This window comes from Intestinibacter sp., from assembly GCF_034113885.1.
Classification (GTDB): Bacteria; Bacillota; Clostridia; order Peptostreptococcales; family Peptostreptococcaceae; genus Intestinibacter.
Window position 1 is genome coordinate 51499 of the sequence record NZ_JAXEWM010000024.1, and the last position, 12456, is coordinate 63954.

A 12456-nucleotide genomic window follows, 5' to 3' on the forward strand; every position below is an offset into this window, starting at 1 on the left:
ATTATCACAATGCCGTATGCCATAAATATATATATATTTAAAGCACCGCACTATAATATTTCAATTTCGATTTAGTGTTTTATTTTTTAGCAGCTTTTGGTCTCTTAGCACCATATTTAGATCTTGCTTGCATTCTTTTATCAACACCAGCAGTATCTAATGTACCTCTTAATATATGGTATCTAACCCCTGGAAGGTCTTTAACTCTTCCTCCTCTTATAAGAACAACACTATGTTCTTGTAAGTTATGTCCTTCACCTGGTATATAAGCAGAAACTTCTATTCCGTTTGTTAATTTAACTCTGGCAACTTTTCTTAAAGCTGAGTTTGGTTTTTTAGGAGTAACTGTTTTTACTGATGTACAAACTCCTCTTTTTTGTGGTGAACTTGCATCAGTTGTTTTTTTGTTTAAAGAATTGTAACTCTTTTGTAATGCTGGAGCAGTAGATTTTTTAACTGAATCTTTTCTACTCTTACGAACTAATTGGTTAATTGTTGGCATCATCTGCACCTCCTTCTTCTAAAATTTCGATCTTAAAAATGATCGCCAACTAAATCGGATATTCCTACCGATTTCCGTAGTTAAATGTTCGTCTCATACACAAACATTTAATAGCTTGGTACTTAATAGTTCTTTAATTATATTAAAGCTTATTTAAAAGTTTACCCTGAACAGTATCCAAAGTAAACTTTTAAATTCGCACTTTTATATTTTAACATCACATACGGACTATGTCAAGAATGTTTATATAACAATCTTATAAAGATTCTTGATCTATTTTTTGAACCGCTATGTTTCTATATTTTTTCATTCCTGTTCCTGCTGGAATTAATTTACCTAATATAACATTTTCTTTAAGTCCTATTAGGTGGTCTTCTTTTCCTTTTATAGCAGCTTCTGTTAAAACTCTAGTTGTTTCTTGGAATGATGCTGCTGATAAGAATGAATCTGTAGCAAGAGATGCTTTTGTTATACCAAGTAAAACTCTCTTAGCAACTGCTGGTCTTAATCCATTTGCTTCAGCTTCTTGATTGCATTCTTCAAATGTTAATACATCTTCATAACCTCCTGGTAATAAATCTGTATCTCCTGGATCTTCAACTTTAACCTTAGATAGCATTTGTCTTACAATTACTTCTATATGTTTATCGTTGATATCAACCCCTTGAAGTCTATAAACTCTTTGAACTTCTTTTACAATGTATTCTTGAACTCCACCTATACCTTTGACTCTAACTATATCGTGTGGATTTATAGAACCTTGAGTAAGTGGGTCCCCAGCTTCAACAAGTTGACCTTGTTTCACTCTTAATCTTGATCCATATGGTATTTGGTAAACTTCTCTTTCACCTTCATCTGGTATTACTACAACTTCTTTTCTCTTTCCTGTTTCGTCTATTTCAACTCTACCTGAAATTTCTGTGATTGTAGCTAAACCTTTTGGTTTTCTAGCTTCAAATAGCTCTTCAACCCTTGGAAGCCCTTGAGTTATATCTCCACCGGCAACCCCACCTGTATGGAATGTACGCATTGTAAGCTGTGTACCTGGTTCACCGATTGATTGAGCTGCGATTATACCTACAGCTTCACCGATATTAACTTCTTTACCAGTAGCTAAGTTTCTACCATAACATTTAGAACATACACCATGATGAGTTTTACAGTTAAGAACTGTTCTTATATTAACTTTTTCGATACCAGCTGCTACTATAGCTTCTGCATCATCTTCTTGTATCATAGTGTCTGCTTCTACTAATACTTCTCCAGTTTGTGGATGTACTATAGGATCTATAGTATATCTACCAACTATTCTATCGTATAAATCTTCTATTGATTCATTTCCATCTGTTATTGCAAATATTTCTGTTGTTTCTGTTGTTCCACAGTCATAATCTCTAACTATTACGTCTTGGCTGACGTCAACAAGTCTTCTTGTTAAGTAACCTGAATCGGCTGTACGAAGAGCTGTATCGGCTAACCCTTTTCTAGCACCATGTGAAGATGTGAAGTATTCCATAACTGATAACCCTTCACGGAAGTTAGATTTAACTGGGATTTCAACTGTTTTACCAGATGCATTGGCCATAAGTCCACGCATTCCTGCTAACTGTCTTATTTGGTTCTTAGAACCTCTGGCTCCTGAATGGGCCATTATATAGATGTTATTTAATCTTTCAAGTCCATTCATTAAGGCATCTGTAACTTCTTCAGTTGTCTTAGTCCAAGTTTCTATAACTTTTTCATATCTTTCTTCATCAGAGATTAAACCTCTTCTGAATACTTTTTCGTATTTTTCAACTTGTTGTTCTGCAGCTTTTATTAAATCTTTTTTAGCTGGTGGTATTTTCATATCTGCAACTGCAACTGTTATACCACCTATAGTAGAATATTTAAATCCTAATGATTTTATGTGGTCTAAAACTTCAGCAGTTATAGTGTTTCCATGTCTTCTGAAACATTTATCTATAATTTTACCTAAAGCTTTTTTATCAACTAAATAATTTATTTCTAATCCAAATGGATCTTCGTCTCTATTAACAAATCCTAAATCTTGAGGTATATTTTCGTTGAATATAAATCTACCTACTGTACTTTCTGTAATACCAACTCTACCATCAGCTAATTTAACTCTCATTTTTACTGTTGCATGTAATTCTACTGCTTTAGTTTGATAAGCCATCATTAACTCGTTAAAGTCTTTGAATACTGTTCCTGTTCCCTTTTCTCCTCCTTGAGATTCTATAGTTAAGTAATAACATCCTAGAACCATATCTTGAGATGGAGTAGTTATTGGAGAACCATCTTTTGGAGCAAGTATATTATTTACAGAAAGCATTAAGAATCTAGCTTCTGCTTGTGCTTCTACTGATAAAGGTACATGGACAGCCATTTGGTCACCGTCGAAGTCAGCATTGTATGCTGTACAAGCTAGTGGATGTAGTCTTATAGCTTTACCTTCAACTAAAACTGGTTCAAATGCTTGTATACCTAATCTATGAAGAGTAGGGGCACGGTTAAGTAGTACTGGATGGCTCTTAATTACTTCTTCAAGAACATCCCATACTTCTGGTTTTACTTTTTCTACTAATGATTTAGCACTTTTTATATTATGTGCATATCCTTCTTTAACTAATTTATCCATTACGAATGGTTTGAATAATTCAAGAGCCATTTTTCTTGGAAGACCACATTGATAGAATTTAAGATCTGGTCCAACAACTATAACTGAACGTCCTGAGTAGTCAACACGTTTACCAAGTAAGTTTTGACGGAAACGACCTTGTTTACCTTTAAGCATATCTGATAAAGATTTTAATGGTCTATTTCCTGGACCTGTAACTGGTCTACCTCTTCTACCATTGTCTATTAAAGCATCTACAGCTTCTTGAAGCATTCTCTTTTCGTTTCTAACTATGATGTCTGGAGCTCCAAGTTCTAATAATCTTTTTAATCTGTTATTTCTGTTTATAACTCTTCTATATAAGTCATTTAAGTCAGAAGTAGCAAATCTACCACCGTCTAATTGAACCATAGGTCTTAAATCTGGTGGAATTACTGGAATAGCTTCTAGTATCATCCATTCAGGTTTGTTTCCTGATTTTCTGAATGCTTCAACTACTTCTAATCTTCTTATTGTTCTAACTCTTTTTTGACCTGTACTGTCTTTTAAGTCATCTCTTAATGCTTTACTTTCTTGTTCTAGGTCAATTTTCATTAATAATTTTTTAACTGCTTCAGCACCCATACCAACTTCAAAAGTATTTCCATATTTTTCATAATTACTTCTAAATTCTTTTTCTGTTAGTAATTGTTTTTCGTTTAATCCAGTTTCACCTGGATCTATAACAACATATGAAGCAAAGTATAGTATTTTTTCTAGAGATCTTGGTGACATATCAAGTAAAAGACCCATTCTACTTGGGATACCTTTGAAGTACCAGATGTGAGACATAGGAGCTGCAAGCTCTATATGTCCCATTCTTTCTCTTCTTACTTTAGATTTAGTTACTTCTACACCACATCTATCACAAACTACACCTTTATATCTAACTCTTCTATACTTACCACAATGACATTCCCAGTCCTTTTGTGGTCCAAATATTCTTTCACAGAATAAACCGTCTTTTTCTGGTTTTAAAGTACGGTAATTAATTGTTTCTGGTTTTTTAACTTCTCCTCTAGACCATTCTCTTATACGTTCTGGAGATGCTAAACCTATTTTTATCGACTCGAAATTGTTTAATTCAAACAAGGAGTTCTCTCCCTTCTATTTGATATTTATTTTATTATAAAACTATATTTCAAAATCACTGTTGTCTTCATCTTCAAAGCCACTGAAATCAAAATTCAAACTATCATCTACTTCTTCAACATCATAATCTATGTCTGCTTCTATTAAATCATCATCTTCATCTTCTATATCTTCAATAACATGAGATTCTTCTACTTCTCTTTCATCACTGATAAGATTTAATTCGAAGTTTCCATCAACTTCATCATCTATGTCTGTAGATTCTTTTACTTCTAATTCTTCATCTTCTTCACTTAAAACTTTAACATCTAGACATAAACTTTGAAGTTCTTTTATAAGAACTTTGAATGATTCAGGTATTCCTGGTTCAGGAATATTTTCACCTTTTACTATTGCTTCGTAAGTTCTTACACGACCTACAACGTCGTCTGATTTAACTGTAAGTATTTCTTGAAGTATGTGTGCAGCTCCGTATGCTTCAAGAGCCCAAACTTCCATTTCACCAAATCTTTGTCCACCGAATTGAGCTTTACCTCCAAGTGGTTGTTGAGTTACTAGTGAATATGGTCCTGTACTTCTTGCATGTAACTTATCATCAACTAAGTGATGTAGTTTTAAGTAATACATGTAACCTACTGTTATCTTATTATCAAATGTTTCACCTGTTCTACCATCATATAATGTTAATTTACCATCTCTTGGATATCCTGCTTGTTCAAGAGCATCCATTATATCACTTTCTTTAGCTCCATCAAATACTGATGTAGCAACATACCATCCTAATTTCTTAGCAGCAAGTCCTAAGTGAACTTCAAGCACCTGACCGATGTTCATACGAGATGGTATACCTTGTGGATTAAGTACTATATCCATAGGTGTTCCGTCTTCCATAAATGGCATATCTTCTTCTGGTAATACTCTTGAGATAACCCCTTTATTACCATGACGTCCGGCCATTTTATCTCCGACTTTTATTTTTCTCTTCTTAGCTATATAACATCTAACTAATTCATTTACACCTGGTGATAAATCGTCACCATTTTCTCTTGTAAAGACTTTTACGTCAACTATTATACCTGATTCACCATGAGGTACCTTTAGAGATGTATCTCTAACTTCTCTAGCTTTTTCACCGAAGATTGCACGAAGTAATCTTTCTTCAGCAGTAAGTTCAGTTTCTCCTTTTGGAGTTACCTTACCAACTAATATATCTCCTGAATCAACTTCAGCACCTATTCTGATTATACCTCTGTCGTCTAAGTTCTTGATTGCACTTTCACCTACATTTGGTATATCTTTAGTTATTTCTTCTGGTCCTAGTTTAGTATCTCTAGCTTCACATTCATATTCTTCTATATGAATAGTTGATAATCTATCTTCTTTTACAAGTCTTTCATTGATTAAAACGGCATCTTCGTAGTTATAACCTTCCCAAGTCATAAATGCGATTAAGCAGTTTCTACCTAATGCTATTTCACCTAAATCTGTAGCTGGTCCATCGGCGATTACATCACCTGCTTGTATTTGGTCACCTTTGTTTACAATAGGTGTTTGATTTACACAAGTACCATGGTTTGAACGCTTAAATTTAAGTAATTTGTATCTATCTTTATTTCCATCTTCTCTTTTTATTACGATTTCGTCTGCTGTTACTCTTTCTGCTATACCAGAATGTTTAGCAACAACAACTGCTCCAGAGTCTTTTGCAGCTCTGTATTCAACTCCTGTACCTATGATAGGTGCTTCTCTTCTCATTAGAGGCACTGCTTGACGTTGCATGTTTGATCCCATTAGGGCACGGTTGGCATCGTCATTTTCAAGGAAAGGTATCATAGCTGTTGCTATAGATACAACTTGTTTAGGAGATATATCCATAAAGTCAACTCTTTCAGCAGGAACAAGTTCCACTGTACCATTTATAGTTCTACAAACAACCTTTGAATTTACAAAGCTACCATCTTCATTTAACGGTTCATTTGCTTGCACTCTTATGAAAAGATCTTCTTCATCTGCTGTAAGATAATGTATCTCATCTGTCATCTTTCCTGTTTCTTTATCATATTTTCTGTAAGGAGATTCTATAAATCCATATTCATTTATTTTAGCGTATGTTCCTAATGAGTTTATAAGACCGATGTTTGGTCCTTCTGGTGTTTCTATAGGACACATTCTACCATAATGTGAATGGTGGACGTCACGCACTTCGAATCCAGCTCTTTCTCTTGAAAGACCACCTGGTCCTAATGCTGATAATCTTCTCTTATGTGTTAACTCAGATAATGGGTTTGTTTGATCCATGAACTGAGATAATTGCGAACTACCAAAGAATTCTTTGATAGCAGCTGAAACTGGTCTTATGTTTACTAAAGCTTGTGGAGTTATAGCTTCCATGTCTTGTACAGTCATTCTTTCTCTTATAACTCTTTCCATTCTTGAAAGACCAATTCTAACTTGGTTTTGTAATAATTCCCCAACTGATCTTATTCTTCTGTTACCTAGATGGTCTATATCATCTACATTTCCTATTCCAAAGAATAGGTTAAATTCGTAACTTATAGAAGCAATTATATCGTCTAATAATATATGTTTAGGAATTAATTCTTTTCTTCTTATTCTTATACTTTCTTTTATTTCTTCTTCATCACTACATTCATCTAAAATTTCTTTTAAAGTAGGGTAGTGAACTTTTTCTTTTATCTTTAAATCATCTATGTCAAAATGTATATGTTCTTTTATGTCAACAAAGTTATTTCCTATTACTTTAACTTTCTTTTCGTCTTCTGTTTTTATAGTAACTGCATTGATACCTGCATTTTGTATTTTCCAAGCATCATCGTAGCTTATTTTTTCATCAGCTTTTACGAATACCTCTCCAGTTTCTGGATTTATTACGTCGTCGTAAGCTATTCTATTCATTATTCTATAAGCTAAAGCAAGCTTTTTATTAAATTTATATCTACCTACTTTTGCTAAATCATATCTTTTAGCATCAAAGAAAAGAGCATTTATTAATGAAGATGCACTTTCAACTGTTGGTGGTTCACCTGGTCTTAATTTTTTATAAATTTCAACTAGACCTTCTTCAACATTTGTAGTGTTATCTTTTTCTAATGTAGCCATTAATCTTTCGTCTTCACCTAAAAGATCTATTATTTCAGCATTTGATCCTATTCCTAACGCTCTTAATAATACTGTTACTGGTTGTTTTCTTGTTCTATCTACTCTAACAGAAATAACATCATTAGAATCAGTTTCATATTCTAACCAAGCACCTCTATTAGGTATAACAGTAGAAGATATTAGTTTTTTACCAGCTTTATCTCTCTCTTGTGCATAATATACACCAGGTGATCTAACTAATTGACTTACGATAACTCTTTCCGCTCCATTTATTACGAAAGTCCCTCTATCTGTCATAAGCGGGAAGTCTCCCATAAATACTTCTTGTTCTTTTATTTCTCCAGTTTCTTTATTAATAAGTCTTACTTTTACTTTTAGAGGCGCACAATATGTAGCATCTCTTTCTTTACATTCTTCAATGTCATACTTAGGCTTATCATCTAGAGAGTAATCTACAAACTCTAATATTAAATTACCTGTATAATCCTCAATTGGAGAAATATCATTAAAAACTTCTTTTAAACCTTCTTCTAAAAACCACTTATAAGAATCTACTTGTATTTCTATAAGATTTGGTAAATCAGCTATTTCTTTTATCTTAGAAAAGCTCATTCTCTTTCTCTTACCTATCGTGACAGGATATGGCATTCACTTTTCACCTCTCAATAATTAAAAATAAAACCCTTGTCATACTAAACGCATCTAATAATTCTAGCACAACTTTGACTAAATTTCAATATTTAGGACTATATAATTTAAAATTTATATATTATTTATTTATATATTATTTTTTAAATAAATCGTACCTATATATTAAAAGCCTACTCCATTTAGTATGTACATATTATTACGTATTAATTCCATTTTTTCGTAATTTTTTCATAAAGTTGAGAATAGAGAATACAATATCAAAAAAGATTTATATTCTCTATTCTCAACTTTATTTATTAATAATTAGTTATAACTCAAAAAAGGTGTCCTACCGAGACACCTTTTTCTTAAAAAAATTATTTAAGTTCTACTGATGCACCAGCAGCTTCTAATTTTTCTTTTATTTGTTCAGCTTCTTCTTTAGAAGCTCCTTCTTTAACAGCTTTAGGAGCGTTATCAACTACTTCTTTAGCGTCTTTTAATCCTAAACCAGTTATTTCTCTAACTATTTTTATAACTCCAACTTTTGAAGAACCAGCAGATGTTAATATTACATCAAATTCTGATTTTTCTTCTGCAGCAGCTCCACCTGCAGCAGCACCAGCAACCATTACTGGAGCAGAAGCAGATACACCGAATTTTTCTTCTGCAGCTTTTACTAATTCATTTAATTCTGTAACTTTCATTTGTTCTATAGCTTCTAATATTTGTTCTATTGTCATTTTTAGCACCTCCGAATTTTTTATTAATTTTTTATTTTTTAATCTTATTTTCTAAATTTAACTGACAATTAAGCTTCTTGTCCTTCTTTTTCTTTTATTAAAGCATCTAATAAATATACAAAGTTTGACATTGGAGCCTTTAAGCTTCCAAGTAATTTTGCAAGAAGAACTTCTTTTGGTGGTATATTAGCGAACTCAACTATTTGAGCTTCGTTATAGAATGTACCTTCTACTACACCCATTTTTAATTTCATTTTTGGATGAGCTTCCATAAAGTCTTTTATAACTCTAGCTGGAGCTATTGGATCGTCGTAACCAAATGCTATAGCATTAGTTCCTACTAATAACTCATCGTTGAATTCTTCTATTCCAACTTCTTTAGCTGCTCTTCTAACTAAAGTGTTTTTGTAAACTTTATATTCAACGCCAGCTTCTCTCATTTTCTTTCTTAATTCTGTAACTTCTTCTACTGTTAGACCTTTGTAGTCTACAACTATTGTAGAAGATGATTTTTGTAGTTTTTCAACTATTTCAGCAACAACTTGTGATTTAATTTGTATAGCTTCTCTCATCAGATGTGCACCTCCTTCACAAAAGTATATTTACCGTACATAATTAAAAAAGCTTTTATTTCTAACGTAATGCCAGACATAAAAGCTCTAGTTTCATTTATCTAAAACCTCGGCAGGAAATTAAGCTCTCGCACCTACTGTCTACGGCAAATTTATTCGTTTTTAACATCAACAAGAGATATTATAACATCATTTTTGACCTATGTCAATACAATATTATTCAGTTACTCTTGCAGGATTTATTTTTACTCCAGGTCCCATAGTTGAAGCAACTGTTACGCTTCTTAAGTATTGTCCTTTAGCAGCAGATGGTTTTGCTTTTATTATAGCATTCATTAAAACTGAGAAGTTTTCAGTTAATTTTTCTCCACCAAAAGATACTTTACCTATAGCAACGTGGATTATATTGTTTTTGTCTAATCTATATTCAACTTTACCAGCTTTGATTTCTTGTACAGCTTTAGTAACATCAAATGTAACTGTTCCTGATTTTGGGTTTGGCATTAAACCTTTAGGTCCTAATACTCTACCTAATCTACCAACTACACCCATCATGTCTGGAGTAGCAACTACTACATCAAAATCAAACCAGTTTTCTTTTTGTATTTTTTGTACTAATTCTTCAGCACCTACAAAATCTGCTCCTGCAGCTTCTGCTTCTTTAGCTTTATCACCTTTAGCGAAAACTAAAACTTTTTTAGTTTTACCAGTTCCGTGAGGTAATACTATTGCACCTCTAACTTGTTGATCAGCATGTCTTGAGTCAACACCTAATTTTATATGAGCTTCAACTGTTTCATCGAATTTAGCTGAAGCTATTTCACTTACTAATGCTAAAGCATCTTTAGCATCATATAATTTTGTTCTATCTATTTTTCCTAATGCTTCTGCATATTTTTTAGTTTTTTTAGCCATTATTTATAATTCCTCCTTGTGGTTATTGTCGGCTTTTGCCTCCCACTTCTAACGAAGTGTCTAATTAATAATTAGTCTTCTACTACGATACCCATACTTCTAGCAGTACCAGCTATCATGCTCATTGCAGCTTCTACTGATGCAGCGTTTAAGTCAGGCATTTTTAATTCAGCTATTTCTTTTATTTGAGCTGAAGTTAATGTTGCAACTTTCTTTTTATTTGGTTCTCCTGAAGCTGAATCTAATCCAGCAGCTTTTTTAAGTAATACTGCAGCAGGTGGAGTTTTTGTTATAAATGTAAATGATCTATCTTGATATACAGTTATAACAACTGGTATTATCATTCCTGCTTGATCTGCAGTTTTAGCATTGAATTCTTTAGTGAATCCCATTATATTAACACCGTGTTGTCCTAATGCTGGACCAACTGGTGGAGCTGGAGTAGCCTTTCCTGCAGGTATTTGTAATTTTATTTGACCTATAACTTTTTTAGCCATATCGAGCGCACCTCCTCAAATTCCTTCTAAATTATATTCTTTCTATGCTCTTTAAATCTATTTCTAGTGATACTTCATTACCACTAGAAGCATTTATGCATACTTTTGCCATTTTATTTTTAACGTCGATTTCTTTTACAATTCCACTTTGTCCTTTGAATAAACCGTCACAAACATTGACTGTTTCGCCAACTTCTATATCTACACGATTTTCACCTATTTTATCTAAATCTATTCCCATAAATTTAACTTCTTCTTCAGTAAGTGGAACTGGTTTAGAACCTGGTCCTACAAATCCTGTAACACCTTTTGTGTTTCTTACAATATACCATGATTCATCAGTTATTATCATCTTAATAAGAACGTAACTTGGGTATATTTTTCTTTGTCTTACTTTTGTTTTTTCTTTGATGACTTCTTTTACTTGGCCATCTTCTTTTACTTTTTCTTTTACTTTTGTAGTTTCAATTACATCTTCAGTAGGGACGATAACACTTTTTATACAGTCTTCCATTCCCCTTGTTTTTACTGCTTTTTCTATGGTAGCTTTAACTTTATTTTCATGTCCTGAATAAGTATGAACTACATACCATTGTGGTTGTTGTATTTCCGACATTTACATTCTCCTTTTTTCTATTTTAATATTAATGCTAATGCACCTGATAAAAGTGTATCTAAAGCCCATACTAAAATAGTAAACGAAATAATTGTAGCTAAAACTATACCTGTGTTTTTTAATAACTCAGTTTTTGTTGACCAAGTTACTCTTTTTAATTCTGCTATAGTTTCCTTAATATAAGTAACTAAACTAAATCTTTGTTTTTTAGACTTATTAGCCTTAACTTCTTGAGTTTTCATAATATTACTCACATCCTTAAAATATAACTATTTTGTTTCTTTATGAGTAGTATGTTTTTTACAGAATTTGCAATATTTTTTAAGTTCTATTCTGTCTGGGTTATTTTTTTTGTTTTTTGTAGTGTTGTAGTTTCTTTGTTTGCATTCAGTACATGCTAAAGTAACTCTTACTCTCATTTGCTACACCTCCAACTTTTAATACAATAATATATATATTGTTATATAATATTTTGAAACAAATTATCAAAATACTATTACCTTCCTTTAACCATTACCTTGTATAAATTATCATAAATTTAAAGCTATGTCAATGTTTTTGTTTATTTACTTAAAAAAGAGGAGTATAAAAACCCCTCTTCCTTATATATATATTGTAAACAAAATATTATTCTATTATAGTTGCTACAACACCAGATGCTACTGTTCTACCACCTTCTCTTATAGCGAATCTTAATCCTTCTTCTACACATATTTTGTTTATTAAGTCAACCTCTATTGTTATGTTGTCTCCTGGCATTACCATTTCTGTTCCTTCTGGTAATTTACAAGCTCCTGTTACGTCTGTTGTTCTGAAGTAGAATTGTGGTCTATATCCATCGAAGAATGGAGTATGTCTTCCACCTTCTTCTTTTTTAAGAACGTATATTTCTGCTGTGAATTTTGTATGAGCGTTAACAGTTCCTGGTTTTGCTAAAACTTGTCCTCTTTCGATTTCGTTTCTTTGTACACCTCTTAATAATGCTCCTATGTTATCTCCAGCTTCTGCGCTGTCTAATAATTTTCTGAACATTTCTATTCCTGTTACTACTACTTTTCTTGATTCTTCTTTTAATCCTACTATTTCTACTTCGTCTTGGATTTTTAATTG

Annotated in this window: 11 protein-coding genes and 1 other annotated feature; all 11 genes read right to left on the minus strand. The window is 32.4% G+C overall.

Annotated elements, in window-relative coordinates; genetic code table 11:
* Positions 1-79: 79 nt before the first annotated feature.
* Entirely contained in the window at positions 80-502 is a 423-nt protein-coding gene (gene rpsL, locus SPD90_RS01590; RefSeq protein WP_290691228.1) for a 30S ribosomal protein S12, read from the minus strand.
* 256 nt (positions 503-758) lie between these two features.
* On the minus strand, positions 759-4253 hold the full coding sequence (rpoC, locus tag SPD90_RS01595; RefSeq protein ID WP_320626768.1) for a DNA-directed RNA polymerase subunit beta': 3495 nt from the start codon (positions 4251-4253) through the stop codon (positions 759-761).
* Between the two features lie 42 nt (positions 4254-4295).
* Complete coding sequence (rpoB, locus tag SPD90_RS01600; protein ID WP_320626767.1) at positions 4296-8021, minus strand: DNA-directed RNA polymerase subunit beta; 3726 nt, start codon at positions 8019-8021, stop codon at positions 4296-4298.
* Positions 8022-8380: 359 nt separating this feature from the next.
* On the minus strand, positions 8381-8746 hold the full coding sequence (gene rplL, locus SPD90_RS01605) for a 50S ribosomal protein L7/L12 (RefSeq protein WP_320924098.1): 366 nt from the start codon (positions 8744-8746) through the stop codon (positions 8381-8383).
* A 68-nt stretch (positions 8747-8814) separates the two neighbouring features.
* On the minus strand, positions 8815-9318 hold the full coding sequence (gene rplJ / locus SPD90_RS01610) for a 50S ribosomal protein L10 (protein ID WP_320627296.1): 504 nt from the start codon (positions 9316-9318) through the stop codon (positions 8815-8817).
* A 36-nt stretch (positions 9319-9354) separates the two neighbouring features.
* Positions 9355-9483: a sequence feature (ribosomal protein L10 leader region), on the minus strand.
* 51 nt (positions 9484-9534) lie between these two features.
* Entirely contained in the window at positions 9535-10233 is a 699-nt protein-coding gene (gene rplA / locus SPD90_RS01615) for a 50S ribosomal protein L1 (RefSeq protein ID WP_320627295.1), read from the minus strand.
* A 71-nt stretch (positions 10234-10304) separates the two neighbouring features.
* A complete protein-coding gene (gene rplK, locus SPD90_RS01620) occupies positions 10305-10730 on the minus strand; it encodes a 50S ribosomal protein L11 (protein ID WP_320924099.1) in 426 nt (141 codons plus the stop codon).
* Between the two features lie 31 nt (positions 10731-10761).
* Positions 10762-11346 carry a transcription termination/antitermination protein NusG gene (gene nusG, locus SPD90_RS01625; RefSeq protein WP_320924100.1) on the minus strand — a complete coding sequence of 195 codons (585 nt, stop codon included), beginning with the start codon at positions 11344-11346 and terminating at the stop codon, positions 10762-10764.
* Between the two features lie 17 nt (positions 11347-11363).
* On the minus strand, positions 11364-11588 hold the full coding sequence (secE, locus tag SPD90_RS01630) for a preprotein translocase subunit SecE (protein WP_320627292.1): 225 nt from the start codon (positions 11586-11588) through the stop codon (positions 11364-11366).
* Between the two features lie 27 nt (positions 11589-11615).
* A complete protein-coding gene (rpmG, locus tag SPD90_RS01635; RefSeq protein ID WP_290690852.1) occupies positions 11616-11765 on the minus strand; it encodes a 50S ribosomal protein L33 in 150 nt (49 codons plus the stop codon).
* Between the two features lie 208 nt (positions 11766-11973).
* Positions 11974-12456 (minus strand): EF-Tu/IF-2/RF-3 family GTPase (locus SPD90_RS01640; protein WP_320924101.1); only part of this gene is annotated, 483 nt, incomplete at its 5' end.